This is a genomic window from Vibrio sp. Vb1729 (genome assembly GCF_033338655.1).
GTDB lineage: Bacteria > Pseudomonadota > Gammaproteobacteria > Enterobacterales > Vibrionaceae > Vibrio > Vibrio alginolyticus.
The window spans coordinates 19,965-39,047 of sequence record NZ_JAWOTB010000024.1 but is presented as its reverse complement, the minus strand read 5'-3'; the positions used below and the strand labels follow the sequence as shown (position 1 = coordinate 39,047).

General features: G+C 46.0%; 15 protein-coding genes. 5 read left to right on the top strand and 10 right to left on the bottom strand.

What is annotated here, in order from left to right:
- From lapB to R7E29_RS13560, 3 genes are all read left to right on the top strand, one after another.
- Positions 1-1,149 (top strand): lipopolysaccharide assembly protein LapB (lapB, locus tag R7E29_RS13570; protein WP_318082704.1); only part of this gene is annotated, 1,149 nt, incomplete at its 5' end.
- 84 nt (positions 1,150-1,233) lie between these two features.
- The gene (pyrF, locus tag R7E29_RS13565; protein WP_005376667.1) at positions 1,234-1,935 is read left to right on the top strand and encodes an orotidine-5'-phosphate decarboxylase; all 702 of its coding nucleotides are present in this window, start codon (positions 1,234-1,236) and stop codon (positions 1,933-1,935) included.
- A 499-nt stretch (positions 1,936-2,434) separates the two neighbouring features.
- Positions 2,435-4,273 (top strand): extracellular solute-binding protein, encoded by a 1,839-nt coding sequence (locus R7E29_RS13560; protein WP_017633867.1) that lies wholly within the window; start codon positions 2,435-2,437, stop codon positions 4,271-4,273.
- Between the two features lie 60 nt (positions 4,274-4,333).
- Here the strand turns inward: R7E29_RS13560 and R7E29_RS13555 are convergent, their stop codons facing one another.
- The 10 genes from R7E29_RS13555 to dsrO form a co-directional block, all read right to left on the bottom strand.
- On the bottom strand, positions 4,334-4,573 hold the full coding sequence (locus tag R7E29_RS13555) for a hypothetical protein (RefSeq protein WP_005385812.1): 240 nt from the start codon (positions 4,571-4,573) through the stop codon (positions 4,334-4,336).
- 206 nt (positions 4,574-4,779) lie between these two features.
- Positions 4,780-5,553, bottom strand: a complete 774-nt coding sequence (locus R7E29_RS13550) for a hypothetical protein (protein ID WP_017633868.1) — start codon at positions 5,551-5,553, stop codon at positions 4,780-4,782.
- A 102-nt stretch (positions 5,554-5,655) separates the two neighbouring features.
- Positions 5,656-6,234, bottom strand: coding sequence for a membrane integrity-associated transporter subunit PqiC (locus tag R7E29_RS13545; protein WP_017633869.1), 579 nt, complete (start codon positions 6,232-6,234; stop codon positions 5,656-5,658).
- Positions 6,234-7,880, bottom strand: coding sequence for an intermembrane transport protein PqiB (gene pqiB, locus R7E29_RS13540; RefSeq protein WP_005376682.1), 1,647 nt, complete (start codon positions 7,878-7,880; stop codon positions 6,234-6,236). Before pqiB ends, R7E29_RS13545 begins: the two co-directional genes overlap by 1 nt.
- Positions 7,873-9,204 (bottom strand): paraquat-inducible protein A, encoded by a 1,332-nt coding sequence (locus tag R7E29_RS13535; protein WP_017633871.1) that lies wholly within the window; start codon positions 9,202-9,204, stop codon positions 7,873-7,875. Before R7E29_RS13535 ends, pqiB begins: the two co-directional genes overlap by 8 nt.
- Before the next feature lie 303 nt (positions 9,205-9,507).
- Entirely contained in the window at positions 9,508-10,560 is a 1,053-nt protein-coding gene (locus R7E29_RS13530; protein WP_017633872.1) for a c-type cytochrome, read from the bottom strand.
- Between the two features lie 8 nt (positions 10,561-10,568).
- The gene (locus tag R7E29_RS13525) at positions 10,569-11,132 is read right to left on the bottom strand and encodes a c-type cytochrome (protein ID WP_373920870.1); all 564 of its coding nucleotides are present in this window, start codon (positions 11,130-11,132) and stop codon (positions 10,569-10,571) included.
- A 277-nt stretch (positions 11,133-11,409) separates the two neighbouring features.
- A complete protein-coding gene (locus R7E29_RS13520; protein ID WP_054576215.1) occupies positions 11,410-14,502 on the bottom strand; it encodes a tetrathionate reductase subunit A in 3,093 nt (1,030 codons plus the stop codon).
- 17 nt (positions 14,503-14,519) lie between these two features.
- Complete coding sequence (gene nrfD / locus R7E29_RS13515) at positions 14,520-15,650, bottom strand: NrfD/PsrC family molybdoenzyme membrane anchor subunit (RefSeq protein ID WP_047103395.1); 1,131 nt, start codon at positions 15,648-15,650, stop codon at positions 14,520-14,522.
- A complete protein-coding gene (gene dsrO, locus R7E29_RS13510) occupies positions 15,647-16,411 on the bottom strand; it encodes a sulfate reduction electron transfer complex DsrMKJOP subunit DsrO (RefSeq protein ID WP_047103392.1) in 765 nt (254 codons plus the stop codon). The genes nrfD and dsrO overlap by 4 nt, the downstream gene beginning before the upstream one ends.
- 178 nt (positions 16,412-16,589) lie before the next feature.
- Here dsrO and R7E29_RS13505 point away from each other — a divergent pair, with 178 nt between their 5' ends.
- Both R7E29_RS13505 and R7E29_RS13500 read left to right on the top strand, forming a co-directional pair.
- Positions 16,590-18,413, top strand: a complete 1,824-nt coding sequence (locus R7E29_RS13505; RefSeq protein WP_047103390.1) for a sensor histidine kinase — start codon at positions 16,590-16,592, stop codon at positions 18,411-18,413.
- 25 nt (positions 18,414-18,438) lie between these two features.
- Positions 18,439-19,041 (top strand): response regulator transcription factor, encoded by a 603-nt coding sequence (locus R7E29_RS13500; RefSeq protein ID WP_047103388.1) that lies wholly within the window; start codon positions 18,439-18,441, stop codon positions 19,039-19,041.
- Positions 19,042-19,083 lie beyond the last annotated feature (42 nt).

Here is a 19,083-nt window from a genome sequence, read left to right as displayed (position 1 = left end):
CCTATAGCTGCTGCGTATGGCTGGTATATGGGGCATCGCAGCGCTCAGCAAGACAAGCAGAAGCAATCTCATCAAATCTCTCGTCAGTATATGACGGGTCTTAATCTGCTGCTCTCTGACCAATCAGATAAGGCTGTCGATCACTTTATTGAATTGCTCCAAGTTGATAACGAGACCATTGATACTCACCTTGCGTTGGGTAACCTGTTCCGGTCTCGTGGTGAAGTCGACCGCGCAATCAGAATTCACCAAAATCTTATTTCTCGTTCAGGCTTAACACTGGACCAAAAGAACCTCGCCCTTCAACAGTTAGCGAAAGACTACATGGTCTCTGGTTTTCTTGATCGTGCAGAGAAAATCTTCGAACAGTTAGTCGAAGAGCCAGATTACAAAGAGGCGGCTCTTCAACAATTAGTGACCATTTATCAGCAAACACGAGAATGGGAAAAGGCGATTTATTACGCGAACCAATTGGCTAAGTTAGGTAATAAACGCTCAAGGATGCGTGCAAATATTGCCCATTTTTGGTGTGAAATAGCCATGCTCGACCAAGCTGATGGGAATACTAATAAGGCAATACAGCATTTTAAAAAAGCGTTAGCGGAAGACCCGAAGTGTGTTCGAGCAAGTATTGCTTTGGGACGAATTTACCTAGAGTCTGAAGACTATAAGCACACCATCAAATATCTGACGGGGGTACTTGAGCAAGATAAAGACTTTATCAGTGATGTCTTGCCAACTATTGCAGAATGCTATCATCATCTGGGTCAGGAAGATGAACTTGTCGAGTTTCTGAGAGCTTGTATTGATAAGAAAGCAGGCGTATCAGCCGAGTTGATGTTGGCTCAATTAGTTGCTCATCACGAGAACGTTGGGGCTGCTCAAGAGTTACTGACGAAACAATTGCTGAAAAACCCAACCATGAAGGGCTTCTACCGTTTAATTGACTACCACATTGCAGAAGCAGAAGATGGTCGAGCGAAAGACAGCCTATCAACACTACAAGCGATGGTGGGTGAACAGTTAAAAGTGAAACCACATTACCGATGCCGGAAGTGTGGATTTTCTACCCATTCCCTTTATTGGCATTGTCCGTCCTGTAAAGGATGGGGGACGATCAAGCCAATCCGCGGATTGGATGGTGAATAATTCTTAATGCAGCTGGCAGAGTTTCTGTCCGCTGCATTTTTTTAACTTTTTATTTAATAAGAACCAAAACAGTTAGGAGATGAAATGATCGACCAAAAAGTTATTGTCGCACTGGATTATGATAACCAAGCAGATGCACTTGCGTTTGTAGATAGAATTGATCCTGCGTCATGCCGACTAAAAGTTGGCAAGGAGATGTTTACGCTATTTGGTCCTGATTTTGTACGTGAACTCCATAAACGTGGTTTCTCGGTATTCCTAGATTTAAAATTTCACGATATTCCAAACACCTGTTCGAAAGCAGTTCGCGCTGCGGCTGAAATGGGTGTATGGATGGTGAACGTACACGCGAGCGGTGGTGAGCGTATGATGACGGCATCACGTGAAATTCTTGAGCCATATGGTAAAGATCGTCCACTTCTTATCGGTGTAACGGTACTAACCAGTATGGAACAAAGTGATTTAGCTGGTATTGGTTTGAATGTTGCGCCTCAGGAGCAAGTGATTCGTCTAGCAACCTTGACCAAAAACGCAGGCTTAGATGGTGTGGTATGTTCAGCGCAAGAGTCCTCATTACTGAAGAGCGAACTAGGCCAAGAATTTAAGTTAGTGACCCCTGGTATTCGACCTGCTGGCTCAGAACAAGGTGACCAACGCCGTATCATGACGCCAGTAGACGCTATCCAATCAGGTTCAGATTATCTTGTGATTGGTCGCCCTATCACTCAAGCGTCAAATCCTGCAGAAGTGCTGAAGTCGATCAATGAGAGCTTATCTAACATGTAAGCACTGTCTCGATTGTATGGAGAAAAGTGAGGCTAAGATGCCTCACTTTTTACATCGAATGAAAATACTGATCGCGGTAAACAACCATTCCTTTTAACCAGCTATGTCTGATCATTTACTCGCTTTAACTGGTATATCGGGGCCAATTGAGATAAAGGTTCTGCGGTTTATTCTGAGTAAAGTAGGGCTTGGTACTATGCCGATCACACTTTTGTAACATAACTCACTGTGATGCCTCGAAAATGCAACCATGTGTTATTGATGGCTTGCGTTACAAATGTCTAAAGAATACTATGGCGAAGATGCATTCACTGCGTTGTAAGGTCTAGGATGACCTAGTGAAACTCTTTGAAATTAATATAGAAGCTGGCAGGACGTCACTTCATATTACGTTCCTATTATTTCCTATCTGCGTATTTTAAATCGCAGCTTTCTGTGAGCTTTCACACGCTGTCTTCCTTGTTACGACCTTAGTGCGCAAACACAACAAGGAAGAAACATGACTAAAAAACTGCCATTTTCAGTACTAGCAACACTGACCGCTGCCAGTTTTCAACTGAGTGCGGCAGAATTGCCAGCTGATATCGAATGGATTTCAAACAACAACGAACCTCTATTTGCCTCTGAAGAAGCGGTACGAGGTGGCACCTATCGCACTTACATTCAGAGCTTTCCGCAAACATTACGAAGTGTTGGTCCAGATGCGAACTCAGGTTTGCGCCAATACTTAATGGATGGTTCACCAAAACTGGCTCAGCGTCATCCAAATACTGGCAAATGGATCCCTCAACTTGCTAAGTCATGGGCATTTGGAGAGGACAACAAAACCGTATTCTTTAAACTCGACGAAACGGCCGAGTGGTCAGATGGTGAAAAAATTACAGCAGATGATTACGTCTTTATGATGAAGTACTACACGTCAAAAGACATTATCGACCCGTGGTATAACGACTTCTTCACAAACAGTATTGTGAGTGTTGAAAAAATTGATGACTACACGATCAAAGTCAATCTTGCTGTAGCTCAAAGTCATGACTCACTTATGGTTATGATTAACATGCCAAGTAATGGTTTTCAGCCTCGTCCTGAACACTTCTTTGAAGGAGAAAAGGACGCAAATAACGATGGCATGCCTGATAACTTCGTCAGAAAGTTTAACTTTAAATCTGAGCCAACCGCAGCGCCTTACTACATTGATCAAGTGAAGAAAGGTAAGAGCGTAACATTCAAACATGTCGGTGAAGATTGGTGGGGATACAACAACCGCTACTATAAAAACCGTTATAACGTTGAAAAGGTTCGCATTAAGGTAATTCGCGATCCTGATATTGCCATGAAGCACTTTGAGAAAGGCAACTTAGACTACTTTGAGATGGTGCTACCAAGCTTTTGGCATGACAAAACCAATAGTGATGTGTACAAAAAAGGCTATATCCAAAAGTACTGGGGCTTTAACGAAGCACCGCAAGGAGCTGGTGGTCTTTGGATGAACACAGCGATGCCGATGTTGGATAACCTAGAAGTGCGTAAAGGTGTTATGGCAGCCACTGACTATGACGGCATGATTGAAAACATCATGCGTGGAGATTATTCACGTAAACCGCATGGACTCGGCTTTGGTCATGGCGAATACGATGATCCTAACAATACACCGCCAAAGTTTGATGCTGATGCGGCGGTTAAACACTTCGAAAAAGCGGGCTTTGACAAAGTGGGCGCAGATGGTATTCGTGTTAACGACAAGGGCCAACGCTTGAGCTTTGCCATCACCTACGGATACAACTCTTGGACACCGCGTATTGCATACCTGAAAGAGCAAGCGAAACTTGCTGGTCTTGAGTTCACGTTAAACTTGGTGGATGGCTCATCTGCGTTTAAATACATTCTTGAGAAAAAGCATCAGCTAGCGTTTTTGAATATGGGCTCTGGTGAGATCCCTGCGTATTGGGAATACCTACACTCGGATAATGCAAATCGACCACAAACGAATGCTCACACCAACTACAGCAGCCCTGAGCTAGACAAGTTAATTGAAGCGTATGACTCTGAGTTTGATCAGGAGAAGCGTTACGACTTGTCGCATCAAATCCAAAACTATGTCAGCAAAGCAAATATCATCGTTCCTGGCTACATGGTGCCTTATTCTCGAGTTGCTCATTGGCGCTGGGTTAAAATTCCTAAAAACGGCATGACAAAAGCGACAGAATGGGTGCTTCATCCAATGGATATCGGTAATTTCTGGATTGATAACCAAGTAAAAGAAGAGACAGAGGAAGCGATGGACGAGGGTAAAACCTTCCCAGAATTAACGGTAATTGATGATCGTTACAAATTGTAAGTCATTAGTTTAGATAGAAAATGATAGCCCCGGTAATGAATTTTATCGGGGCTTTCTTTTTTACTTAATAAGGTAAGACACTTCTAAAAGGTAGGTTTTTGCATCACCAAGCAAAGAGAAAGCTTTATCGATGGTTTTAAATCGATCATCAAGCGAGTCGCTTGATATCAGCTGGCTGAATGTTTGCAACGAGAAAGCTTCGTTTGCTTTGAAGAACTGATGTACGTTTTCAAGCTGCACTTTATGAATATGCTCCACCTTATTTAGGGCGGTGGTTAAATCGGAAATGTTAATCGACATTGCTACTCGGGAACCTTATCAACAAGACCTATATGAGGTCATAGAGTGGGGTTTTATATTTTGCGACAGAGAGTAACACCGAAGAGCAATTTATAGTCTGATGAAGATCAATTTGCCTTATTTAAGCATCTGTAACGCGGCACTAGACGTGTACCTAGAGCTAGTACACGTTACAACGCTTGAATATAGGCTAGGGTTTCACCTGATCAAAAGTAAAAGCCAAGTCCGACTAAAAGCCCTTGAGAAGCCGTATCATATTCAAATACCTCTTCATTTTTGTAATCGACCCAGGTCGACTTGTAAGCTAAGTTGAGATCAGACCATTCGTTAAAGCGATAACGAACACCAGTTTGAATGGCATAAGTGAAGTGAGTATCGTTGCCAAGTCCGGCGTCGATACTGGCATGAAATCGCCAGTTTTCACTCAATTCATCAATGAGTCGCAAGCCAACTAAAAAATCGACCCAATCTTCTTGTAATGACAGTCTATCTTCTAGTACCCGGTTGTCATTACGATACAGCTTGCCGGTGATGTCATTGTCCCACCAACGTAATCCAAACATATAATCCAGTTTACCAAATGAATATTGTTCGCGTTGGAATGCCTTTGCTTCTAGAACACCTTGCCGTATTTCGATGTCCGCACGATAACGAGCGTTAGGCAGAGCGCCCTTGATATTATTAACATCACCACTTAAGTTCATGAAACTATAATCTATGTAGTAGCCCCACTTACTTTGGTAAATACTCTCGAATCGCAACATCGCCCCAATATCGAGGTGGTCTACTATGAACTTAGGATCGACATCCACCTCTGATGAAAAGCGACCAATACTGGTATCCCCGTGGATATTCAGTCCTAGCATGTACACTTCTATGCTATTTCGCCAACGAGATTCTTGTGTCTCGGCTGAGAGCGCTACTGATGTAGGTAATACAAGAATGAGTGAGGAGAGTGATAGCAGGTTACATGGTTTCATCCAATTTCCTTTTCGGCTTTTCGTCAGCTTTCAGCTTAGTAGAAGTCGCTACACTCTGCATAAAAAAGGGAAGCAACTTGCTTCCCTGTAATTAACATTGACTTAGAGTTGTTTGGCAATGTCTGAGGTTAGGCTTTCTATGCCTATGGATAAAGCGTTGACGAGCGCTTCATAGCCCTCATCTTGAAGCGGCTGAGAGATTTGTATTGGCGCGCTGTTTTCTACCTTACCTTCGGCATTAATGAGTAACCATTCCCCCTCAATTTCGATATTACCTTTGTAGCTGCCATTAAATTTATTTAACGTAAGCTGTAGTTTGGCTTCACCGCTTTGATCCAACAGATTATTCATTTCAGCCGGCCAGTAATGACTTTGCTTGTGGCGTAGTTCCGAGACGACTCTCTGAGTGATTTGCTCAGAAATACTGTGCGCCCATTGATTGTGCTTTGCCTGAATAACTTGGGTCTCAGAGGTTCGATAAACAATGCCATTATCATTCAAATAACTCGCCAATGTCACTGGACGAACAACTAAAGTTGGGCGCTGAGCGATATCAGAAGAGCTCAGCGTCACTGGTTCCACCTTAGGTAGAAGGTACATAGCTCCTTTAGTTTGCGGAGCGCTACTGCAACCCGTTAGACCGACAAATAGCGCGATAGACAGAAAGAATACTCGTTTCATTAGTTTTGGCCTTTAACTGGTATTGGGTCACTGATTTCATCTTCTCCAAACACAAGAGAGTTTGGCTTTTCGTTTAGCTGTTTAAGTACGGGTTTAAACTCTGTCATCACGCTTTCTAATTCTTTTAGCGTGGCTTCCATTTCGCTGTACATGGTTGAGTTGGGCCCATAACCATCGAGTGTTTTTTGTAATTGCTGCAAGCTTTGGCGAATATCTGTTGGGATCTCTTGCGTCTCTTTTTGATTCAAAAGTTTATCAATACTGTCCGCCACGCGTTCTGCTGAAGCTAACGTTTTTTCGGACGTTTTTAACGTTGAATTGAGAGAGTCTAGTGTTTCTTCCATTGGTAAGTTATTAATCTTATTTAGGAAGTCGTTCACTTGGCGCTGAACCTGCGCAAAACCACCACGCATGGTTGGGAAAACATCTAAATCAGCAAACTTACTCGGTACGTAAGGCTCGTCGTTTGGATAGAAGTCGGCGTCAACATACAGTGCGCCTGTTAATAAGTTACCTGTTTTTAAAGTACCACGTAGGCCTTTAGCAAACTCACTCTTCAATTTATCTTTTAACATTGGTAAAGATTGGGATTGGAAATCGCCATAAACACGGCCGAGCTCGATTCGTACCAATACAGGGATTTTTTTCGCAGAAAAGTTCTCTTCTGGGGTTGGAAGTCGCATTGGTACACGCATCACAGTACCAATTCTCAAGCCTCGATATTCGACAGGTGCCTTACGTTTAAGTCCTCGTACCGATTCATCAAAAAGCATAACGAATTCAATATAATCATCGTACATGCCTTCTCGAAGTTGTTTAATATCATCGTACAAGCGGAAGTTGACCATATTTTCAGTGAGCTGTTCACCGGATTCAAGACCTGGAACGGTATCGAAGGTAACACCACCCGTTAGCATGCTCTCTAATGAGCCAAACTTGACTTCGAACCCTTCAGCGTTGAGCTGTAAATCTACGCCAGAATTCAGCCAGAACTTGGTACGAGTGCGCACTAAGCTGTCATAAGGCTTGAAAATAAAGAGTTGGTATAACGCTTTGCGAGTGTCAACATCAAAGCTGGTTTTCTCTACACGACCAACCGTAAAGCCTTTATAAATGACGGGGTCACCAACGCCTAGCTTACCAGCCTCGCGGTGTGTTAACACAAGGCGTAACCCCTCTGCATCAGGAGAGGCGACTGGGGGAACATCTAAGACCGTAAAGCGCTCTTTCTCTATCTTAGATTTACCCGGCTGAAGTTGGATATAAGCGCCAGAGAGCAAGGTCTCTAAACCTGAAACGCCATCACGGCCAATACGAGGCTTCACAACCCAAAACATGGTGTCATCTCGCAGCATGCGTTCTGCATCCTTGTTCATTTGTGCCTTAGCGATGATGTGATCGTAATTTTCACTGAGAGTGACTTCAGTAATCAGTCCGACTTTTACATTCAATGCTCGGATTTCGGTTTTGCCAACCTCAATCCCATCTGCGGTTGGCAGTTGGAGAGTAATTTGTGGGCCTGTACTGTTGATATATTGGAACAGCATCCACGCTCCCATGGCTAGCGCAAGGATCGGGACAATCCATATCGCAGAAATCTGCTTTTGCGGTTTTATTTGAGCGGTTACGTTGTTCTCATCACTCATATTTGGCTTTCTCGTTTAAGTTGTCAGAAATCGGCTCCTGCACTTCGTTTTGTGGCAATTGCCACAACAAACGTGAGTCAAATATCATTGCAGAAAGCATAGTAAAAATGACCACTGCCGCGAAAGAGAGCGCAGCAGGACCTGGATAAATCGCCATTAAGTTTTGCAGCTGAACCAGTGCAACTAAGATCGCGACGACGAAGATATCGATCATGGACCAACGGCCAATAAACTCAGTTATGCGGTAGATCTTTAAGCGTGAAATACTCTCTTCGTGCGGAAGATATCGCGCTTTTTGCGCATTGTAATACAGCCACGCGAGTGCCAGCATTTTCGCCATTGGAATAAATACGCTAGCAAAGAAAATTACCATCGCAATAGGGTAAGAACCTAAATGCCAAAGCAATATTACCCCCTCCATGATAGTCGAACCTTCTGCATGTCCAAGACTTACGGTGTACATCATAGGGTAGAGGTTTGCAGGGATATAGAAAATGACTGAAGCAAACAAAAGCGCCCAAGCTTTTTGTAAGTTGTCTGCGGGGTTGTATTTGTGAATAGGGCTTTTACAACGAATGCAGTGTTGGTGTTTTTTAGCTTCAATAGGGTTGAGCTGGTGACACGTATGACAACCAATATGGTTGTGGTTATGGTGCGTATCACCCTCTTTTACATTAGATAGCTCGATAGCTGGAATAAAGTGCTCCCAGAGCCAGCTTTTGTCGACCATTGATATGCATTTGACTACCAGAACGGTATATACACAAAACGCCCAGAATGAAGTGCCCATTCCTATGTCTGCGAGGGAAGCGATTTTAATTAAGCTGACCAACACGCCAATCAAAAAGACATCCACCATTAACCAGGGTTCGACTCGAAACAGAAGACGGCATAAAACTTTTGCCATTCGTTGCTGCTTTCTAGAGGGGGTATGTTTACGTGCTTTTAATGCTTCAAGGTGAAGAAAGAGAATGAGACCAACATAGATTGCAGGCAAAACGATAACTGTTGCGAGTAGCAGCACACCCAAAAGCACATTTTGAAACTCAGCCAGCATTTTGGCAGCGTGCAACAAGGTGATTTCTTGCGACAACCCTTGCACGCTGAACGACATAAAAGGGAAAGAAATGCTTAGCACTAACATGATCAAACATGCCGATGATATGGCGATCACGCTTTGGTAAGGCTTGGCATTCACTTTAGTCAGCGAATGCGAACATCGAGGACATTGTGCTTTTTGCCCCTGTTCGATATCGGGAATGCGAACAACAAGGCCGCACTCTTCGCATGAAATTAACTGACGGGAATTAGGTTGAATACTCATCGGGTAGGTTTTAGATTCATTTGCTTTAAGAATACTCTTTTTTCACTAGGCACGCTTGTTTTGATTCAGGAGTTTACGAGTTTCTTACTTTTGGCATTAGAGGATATGGGAGATCTAAGACATAAACGAAGTCGCGTTTGGTACAAGATTTTACGGCGAAGATGAGTATGTTGGAAGTCGAAAATAATGTGATATTGCTTGTCTGTGGAGGGGGGTAATTACTTGTTTTTAAGGGTAAGTAACCCTGCCCAGATAATCAGAGCAGGGAAAAAGAGCATTTTATTTAAGGTACTTAGTTGTACTTTACTTGACCGTTCCGCTCTTAAAGGCATTGGAGCCGACTTGCGTACCGTTGAGCGTTTTGCCGTAATAGCCTTGGTGCTGGTGATATTTCTCCGCGTTTGCGGTGACATTGCCTTTGAATCGAGGATCTTGTGGACGCTCATGGCTGTTGACGTATGCTGCGACATCCCAAGCTTCTTGCTCTGTCAGCTGTACACTTTTACCAAGCGGCATGTTTTCGTAAATAAAATAGGCCGCTGTGTTAATCCGGTGCATACCTGCGCCCCAGTTATACGCATATTCGCCCCAAAGTGGTGGAATGTATGAATGGTCGTTGGTGTCTTTGATGCCTGAACCGTCGGCGCGATGGCAAGTTTCACAGTTCTTTTCGTAGACCAATGCGCCTCGCTCTATTGATGGTTCTTTCTCAGGGGCGGCGATTTTTGGGTAGCCACGCCCAGAGAGATTACCTCGCTTTTCAACTGGTAATGCTTGTGCGATGGCTTCAGGCAACGGAAAGTCTTTTGCTTTTCCACCAATTTGCAACGCTTTTGCGTCTAGCTCTGGGATGGGTTCATCCGTCATACCATGTTTGTCAAGCAAGCCGCCCATCGCTAACCAGTAGGCGTAAGCACTAAGGGCAACAATTTCTGTCGAATCGTAAGCGGGCGCTTTACCGTTCATGGAATACTCGAAACAACCTTGGATACGGTCAGCATAGCTGTTTACGCGATCGTTTTTCTTACGATATGCCGGGTATGCCATGTAAGCTGCCCACAGTGGCGCAGCGTTTGCTTTTCGTCCTGCCTCCATATGGCAGTTCACACAGTTTTGTTCGTTGCCAACGTATTTTCCGCGCATTTGTTGTGAGTTAACAAAGAGCGAGTAACCGCGTTTTACTTGCTCACCAAATGCGGTGTTTGGGATTGTGCTGAGATCACGCGGTTTTAAGTATTCACCGTGATTTTCTTTTTCTATCGCAGGTAGCTCTTTCTGGCGGTCCGGTAATGGATCGTTAGCTAGTACGAGCGTAGAAATGAAAGGCAGTGCGAACAAAGAATAGAAACGTTTCATGACTGCTCCTAGTAACGTAATGAGGCAAAGTAGTAAGCAAGATTTTCGATCTCTTTGTCAGTGAGATTTTTTGCGATGGTCCCCATCATATTGAGCGGGTCGCCACTGCGAGTGCCGTTTTTCCATGCCATCAATTGCGTTTTTAAGTAATCAGCATGTTGGCTTGCGAGGCGAGGGAACTTGTCGACGCCCATACCGCTGGCTCCATGACAAGTTGCGCAAGCTGGAATATTTCTATCCCAATCGCCTTGGAAAATTAATTTACGATACGGGTTACGAATATCAGCTTGGTCGCCGCGTTGTTCTGGATTCGTGAACTCGTAGCTCGGGAGGTTAGCAAAGTACTCCATAACTTCCTTACGGTCTGCGGGATCGTTGAGTTCCTTCGCCATGCCTTGCATGACCACATTTTGGCGTTCGCCACTAAGGAATAGTTCGATTTGAGTGTTGAGATAGTTCGCGTTTAAGCCAGCGATCATCGGCGCGATATTTGGCTGTCCCATGCCATCTTGGCCGTGACAACCGCTACATACGCTGGCTTTTTCCGGAATAGAAGAGGCGCTTGCGCCCATAGTGGTTGCTAACAAACAGGCCACCACCACTGGAAGAATTTTTGACATGCTGACTCACTTTAATTTTTATTAATATGTCTAAGTGCTACTTGGTAGTCACTTGGACGATATTGTCGGCCTTGTCAATAATGAAAGGTATTGTGGATTTCCACATATTTAATAAGTGTAAATGGCCGTATTTGTTTTTATTGGTTGTTCTATAAGCGATAAAAACAAAGTGGTGAAGAGCTGCACAAATCGGCAGCTCTAAGTGGTAGAGACGTCTTAACGTGCGGCGTTACGCTTTGCGGATTTTGGCTGGTAATGATTGACGAGCCGCGGCTCCTACCACCCAATCTAACAACACGCCTTTCCCTTCTCGGGTTGGGTCAATTAATCCGATGTCGTTAATGTTGACGCCATCTTGGCTGCGAGTTTTTACTGGTTGCTGTTTATCGCCGATCCAGTGCGAGCGTTGTCCTAGCTCGGTATGACCAAACCCATGTTCAAATCCGAGTGTGCCAGGGCGAATCCCGCTGACTATCATCGCAAGTGCTTTGGTGCTTGCAGATGGTGTCTCGATAACAAACTCATCACCCGTTTTAATGCCTGCGCGCTCGGCATCGATTGGATGGATGTACACTGGGTTTACGCCTTTAATCGAGTTCAACCTTGGCGATAGATTGGATACCGCACTGTGAATGTTGGATTTAAAGTTCGTCAGGCTGAAAGGCCATTCTGAGCTTGGGAACTGGTCTTCCATTGGTGTGCCATCGGCCAGTTTTTGTGGATGCCATGTTGGGCAACCCGTGTAGAAATCACCGGTCATGGTGTTTCTTGCGCTGCCGACACGTTCATTCCATATCGCGACAGGTCGTGTCCATTTGTGCTTCATTTGCTCACCTTGATACGCTTCGGTTGCATTTTCAAAGCGTCCGCCGCGAGCAAAAATAAACGCCACTCGTTTCATCTCATCCGCTGTTAGCGTTCTTTGCATCGCTGGCATTAAACGCTCTAAGCCTGACCATGCAATGTCTTCTGCCGAAACTTCAGGCACGCCGCCTTTCACATAAGCCAAGTTTGCCGCAGCTCGCAAATAGAAATCTTCGGCGTGATGGAGAGCGTGCCAGTTGCCTTGTGCATCTTGAATTGCATTGTCACCAAAACCGCCCAGCTGCATTTTCTTAGCAACATCAATCAGGAAGTTCTCTAAACAAATCGAGCGACCGTCGGCGGTTTTCTCTGTTCTCGCTTCCACTATCGGCCAACGAGCGGTGACGGTTTTCACCGGAACGTCGTGCCAAGGCGTTGCCATGCCCCAGCTTTCGTAAGTAACGGTGTCCGGCACAATGTAATCCGACAACGCGGTGGTTTCGTTAATGAATGCATCAACAGACACAATCAAACCGATCTGCTTTGGATCTTTAAGCTTGTCTTCCAGCAGTGTTTTCAAACCGGGTACACCATACATCGGGTTCGCCATGTGGTTGATCCACGCTTTAACGCGATATGGATAACCATCAATAGCCGCAGATAGGTGTTCTGTCAGCAGTGGCGCGGCAAACGGATACCAAGGGGCGCGAGTTGGATAAGGGGATTTTCCTGCCTCAACGCGACGTTTGTATTCGCTGGTTTTGTGGTATGGGAATTTACTGCGCGACAAAAAGACGCCTTTCGGGCCGACTTTGTCAGCAAATTTGATGAAGTCGTAACGAGGACCCGCAGCGGAAGTTGGGTAGCCACCCGCTTTCGCCATCGCGCCGCCTTTCATGTTGATATTACCAATCAACGCATTGAGCATCATGATGGTAAACGAGTTATAGAACCCATTGGTGTGCATGTTGCCACCGTGGGTATCGACCACCGCTTTTGTTCCGTGACTGGTAAAGCGCTTTGCTAGTTCAACAATTTGTTCGACAGGGATTTCACATTGTTGGCTGTAGAACGCAAGACTGTATTTGAACGCCTCTTCTTTGAGCCTTTGTAGAGACGATTTTACGCGCACTTCGCCTGATGCAAGCGAAACCGTTTTATCGACAAACAGTGCCGCCTCTCCTGTCTGGGTATGCACACCAAATTCGCCGCTTTGATCATCCACGATGACGTACGGGTCGGAATCAGACAACGCTTCGCCCTCGAATGGCAGATTCATATCCGATGCGCGTAAAAACGTGCCGTTTCTCGGGTGCTGCTCATCGCTTATCACTAGATGTGTAGCATTACACCAGTGCGCGGTGCCTGCTCGTTTCATCGCGTTTGCCCCCGGCTGCGCCAAGAAGGTTTTGTTGTAGCGTTGGTTTTCGATGATCCATTGGATCATGCCAAGCACGAGGGCAGAGTCGGTGCCCGGTTTGATTGGTATCCAGCGGTTATTGTCACCTGCTGCCAAGCTCGATGAACCCGCCGGCAAACTTGGTGTGATGATGGTGTATTCCAAGCTGCCTTCTGTTCGCGCATTGGCGAGTTGGCGCGCCTGACGCTTAAAAGGGTTACCCGCTTGAGCTGGTGACATTCCGATGAAGATGATGTATTCAGCGTTATCAAAGTCTGGCTTCAAGTGCGCGTTCTTATCTAAATCGTTCATGAATGCGCCGCTGCCAGCACGAAATGCGTAGCCGCAGTAAGAGCCATGATGCCCAAAGTTACGCGTACCATAGCTGTTGAACGCGAAGCGTTTGAATATGTCGTCTCGGCCTTCGTTACCGGCGTTGGTCATTAACAGTTGGTTGGCTTTCGGTCCATATTCTGGGTTTTCAGGATCAACGGGCGTTGTTAAATCGCGAATGTCGCGTAAGCCATCAACATGGCCTTCACCAAATAAATCACCACCTTCTACGACTTCTTCTATCAATTGCTCGTAGCTGATCGGAATCCATTTTCCTTCGCCGCGTTTTCCAACTCGTTTCAGTGGCTGAGTAATGCGGTACGGGCTGTTGCGAATTTCTAGCATCCCATTGCCACGTGCGCATGCTGTTGAACGACCGTCAAGGCCCGCTTCTCCTGCCAAACTTAAATAAGCATCTTTGACTGGCGTTTCGAACGGCATGTGTTGCTGATGAGAGAGTGGGTGATATGGGTTGCCAGTAATGCGCAAAATCTCGTCGCTGCGGTTATCAATGCGTACACGCAATCCGCACAGTGACCAACAACCAAAACACATCGATGGCGCAACGCGCTGATTTGGATTAGGGATTAGGTTGCCTTTGCTGTTGACCGTGTACTCTGGTTCAAGCGAGTTACCGTGGTGAATATCACGCGTTTTTTCTCCCGCAGTGCCTTCGAGCGCACCCTCGACCATGTGTTTGGTGGTGGTGGCGTAACCCGCAGCGAATGCGCCAAGCCCACCCACTGCAATGCCTGATTTCAAAAACTGACGGCGTTTGTTATCCATGATGAAATCCTCTTTGATTAGCGTTCAGTTAAGGTGAGTGATGAGGCTTTTACTTCGATCTTTTGTTTTGGCTGAACCAGCTCCGAACCGAGCAGTGCCAGTGCAAGCCATAATCCGAGCATGCCGATAATGCCTATCCAGCCATTTCCATCCATAGTGAGTTGGTATGGATACAGCCCTGCATCGAACTTGGCGATGGTTTGCACTTCCATGATGGTAAACCAGCGAATCAGCCATGCACTTGCCAGTGCGGCAGCAGACACAAAACTGAGCCCTATGACGTGACGAAATCTGGCTGATGTGGACTTTTGGGTATCGCGCAAGAAGATGAAGGCGAGCAAAACACAACCTAAAACGACAAAAGTGAGCAGGGCAATGTTGTGCATCCATTGTTCGCTAGAATAGAGCGAAAATGCGGAATTGTTGGATGCCCAAATCGGTAGCAGTATCAGCGTTAATACACCGCTGGTAACCACTGATTTTTTAAGTAAATTAGTATCGCCAGATGTCAGCGTCTTTGACTGACTAGGCAGCAAGAGCCAAATCAACAGAGAAAATCCGACCGCGCCCATAAATGCAGTGACAAACCAAAGAATTGGTGACGCGGGTTGGTGCCATAAAGGGCGCGATTGAACGACTGCAATTTCAGCTCCAGTATAAAGGGCGATGGTTAAGCCTGATAACACGGTGATTGCAGATATTGTGAGCATCACTTTGTGAGAAATAGCCCATTCACCAAGCGACAACTTAGATAACAGAGGTAGGACTTTTCCCGGTTGATTTCGCAGTGCGATAAGATCCTCGCGGAGATACAGCCATGCAGTCACTACCGCTAAACCTGAGAAAACAGGCAAGAAAAGCGACCCTAAAGACATCCATGACCACGGAGTGATGTGTGCGTAAAAATGCCATGCGCGTCCCGGTTGGTGAAGGTCGCCAGTTAACGCTAATGGCCCCACGATGGCGCCGATGGCCAGCGTCAGAACAAGCGCAGCGCGCAGTCTGTGACTGGTGTGTTTTTCAAATAATAGGGCGATTAGGAATAAAACAGCAGCCGCATAAGCCGAACCGATGTAGAAGAAATATTGCACCGCCCACGGGAGCCAAGCCATCGCTTGAGGTTGGACTAACACTTCGGTGATGTTCATGCGCGCTCTCCCTGTGGGTCGTAAATAGCAGGTTGTCCGTCGATGTGGCTGGTGAAGCGTTCATCCATGCCGATGTAAAACACGTGAGGCTTGGTGCCTTCATTGGGTTTTAGCACTTTGATATCGTCTTGGTGCTTCGCAATTAAGTGGCGGACTTCACTTGATGGATCATTCAAATCACCAATTACACGTGCACCGCCAACACAGGTTTCCACGCAGGCAGGCAATAGACCTTGTTCTAGACGGTGAGCACAGAAGGTACATTTATCTGCGGTGAGGGTGTCTTCATTGATAAAGCGAGCATCGTAAGGGCAAGCTTGTACGCAGTACGCGCAGGCGACGCAGCGGCTGTTATCCACCATGACAATGCCATCTTTGCGCTGAAAGGTTGCTTGAACCGGACACACTGCCACGCAAGGTGGGTTGTCGCAGTGGTTACAAAGGCGCGGTAGCATAAAGGCTTTTGCTTCTCGCGTGGTAGAGCCATCATCTAACGTAACTTCGTATTGCTTTACGGTGGTTCGGAATTGACCGATAGGCGCTTGGTTCTCGATGCTGCAACCCACAGTGCAAGCCTGGCATCCGACACATTTACGTAAATCTATCACCATGGCATAACGCTTCCCGACTTGTCCTTTTCGGTCAGCGGACTGGTTATTTCGAATAATGTTTCCCGCAGTTGCCGTGCCAATGCCTGCGACTGGAATTAACGCGGCTCCGGCTGTGACCGCGCTGAGAAAGCGACGTTTGGTGGAATCCATAACTCACCTGCTTTTTTGTTGTATTTGAATTGACTGATTCCATTGTGAGAAATGCACTGCGAGGCTTATATTGTGGATTTCCACATACCCAGATCAAACTTGATCTAAAACAAATGTGGTTTAGGGAAGGTAGCTGTTATTCTTGTCGTACTCTCTTGACGGAACGATTCGACTCATCATGAAAAAAGCACTGTGGCTTCAGCTTTGGATTCTTTGCTTAGTTGCCTTTGCATCTTTGGCTCACGGCGCAGTTTCTGAACAAGCAGATCTGCAAGAGCAAAAAGCAGAGCAGCCACAGGTCAAGAAAAAAGTCGAAGTGGGCGTGTTAGCGATACGTGGTCATCTTTATGCCGAGCAGAGATGGCAACCGACCATTGATTGGCTCAATCAGCAAATTTCCGATGTGCATTTTGTTCTTCATCCCCTTAACTTGGATGAAATGGGCGAAGCGGTGAAGTTTCAGACCATGGATTTCATCTTAACCAACCCAGGTCAAGCAGTGCGGTTGGGCAGGCAATACGCGCTGTCGTGGATGGCAACGCTAACCAGCAGAGCACCACAAAACTCGAATTACGGAATTGGTTCGGCGCTTGTGGTTCGAGCCAATTCAAGTTATCAAACGGTGCAAGATGTCTCAGGACGTCCCGTTGCGGCGGTATCAGAAAAAGCCTTTGGTGGTTATCTAACGATGCGCTATCAAATAGTCAAAATGGGGCTTAATCCAAACGATTTCTTTTCCGATGTCCGCTATCTTGGTTTTCCTATTGATGCCAACCTGTATCAATTACGTGATGGCAATGTGGAAGCGGCCGTCGTCCCTGCTTGTTTATTGGAACAGATGTTAAGTGAAGGGCTTTTACAACCGGGTAATTACCGAGTTTTAAATCAACAGCCGAACGAGCGCTCGTTATGCGCTGTTTCCACACCGCTTTATCCTAACTGGTCATTTGCCAAAACAGAGCGCGGCTCAGCTCAGATTGCCAAACAGATTGCGCAAGTATTGTTAGCGATGCCACCTGAACACCCTGCGGTTATTGCGGCAGGCGCGTCAGGTTGGACGTCCCCCGTCAGCTTGCTGAGCATCGACAAACTTTATCAGGCGTTGGATCTCCATCCGTTGCAACAACCTTGGTGGCAAGAAGCATTGCGCTGGCTGCGTAGTCATCAAGAATGGGCATGGGCGCTGTTCATGTTTGTTATTGTGTTGAACGCGTACCACTTTTGGCTTGAGTATCGATTTAGCAAGAGTAAGCAAGCGTTGGAGCAGACATCGTTACGATTAAAAGAGAAAAGCGAACAGTTAGAACACTCACAAAGAGTCGCGATTGTCGGAGAAATCGGCACTAGTCTTGCCCATGAACTCAATCAGCCATTGGCGGCCATTCGCAATTACAGTGAAGGCGGTTTACTTCGCTTGGCCAAAAAGCGCCCTCATGAAGATATTGTCCCAGTGCTTGAGAAAATACAGGGCCAAGTTGAACGAGCCGATGCAATTATTCAGCGCTTAAGAACGTTGATCCGCAAGCGTAGTGTCGACAAAGCGCCGTGCGATCCTCAAGTACTCATTGATGACACGATTGAGTTGCTCCATTTTCGAATGAAGAAGCAAAATATTTCGATTGTGACCAGTATAGAAGGGAACGTCCGTCCGGTACTTGTCGACGCTGTGGGCGTTCAACAGGTTTTAGTTAATGTGATCAGTAACGCGATTGATGCGTGTACTTTGTTCCAAGAGAAATATCACTCGTCAGGTTATCAAGGTAAAATTGCCCTGCATAGTGACTACCAAGTCAATCAACTTTCCATTCGAGTGTTAGACAATGGTACAGGGTTGCAGCAAGAGAATCCGACTCAAGCGTTTGTGAGTAGCAAAGAAGAAGGGCTTGGGCTGGGGTTAGCCATTTGTCGCGATGTGATGGAAATGCATGGTGGCGAGTTTGTCATCAGCTCGACAGCACCACATGGTTGTTTGGTTGAGCTTGTGTTTCCATATCAAAACTAATCTGAACTAGGCATAGGAGCATTCAATGAGCAGCGGTGAAAAGCAGCTACCTGTTTTTGTAGTCGATGATGATGAATCGGTGCGTGACTCGCTCGCTTTTATGCTGGAAGAGCATGACTTCAACGTGACGACTTTTGCTGATGGGCAATCTTTTCTCGATAAAGTGGACATTCATCAGGCCGGATGCGTGATCCTTGATAGCCGAATGCCCAACCTTCGTGGTCAGCAAGTGCACCAAATTTTAAATAAAGCCAACAGCCCGTTAGCCGTTATTTATCTGACAGGGCATGGTGATGTTCCGATGGCGGTCGATGCATTGCAAGCTGGGGCGGTCAATTTCTTCCAAAAACCAGTCAAAGGCGATGAACTGGCACGAGCCATTTTGCAGGGACAGGCGCAGTCTGCCACAAACCTCGATATGGCAGCAGCTAAATCGGCTTATGAATCGCTCACACCTAGAGAAAAAGACATTTTACGTTTGATTATTGAAGGAAAGCGCAACATTCGTATTGCTGACGAACTTTGCATAGCAATGCGAACGGTTGAAGTACACCGAGCTAATCTATTGAAGAAGTTCTCGGCAAAAACCGTCGCAGAGTTGGCATATATTTATGGCAAGCTAGATTAAAGGTTACCGAGTGAAGCCTCTTAAGGTTATTTAGAGGATACA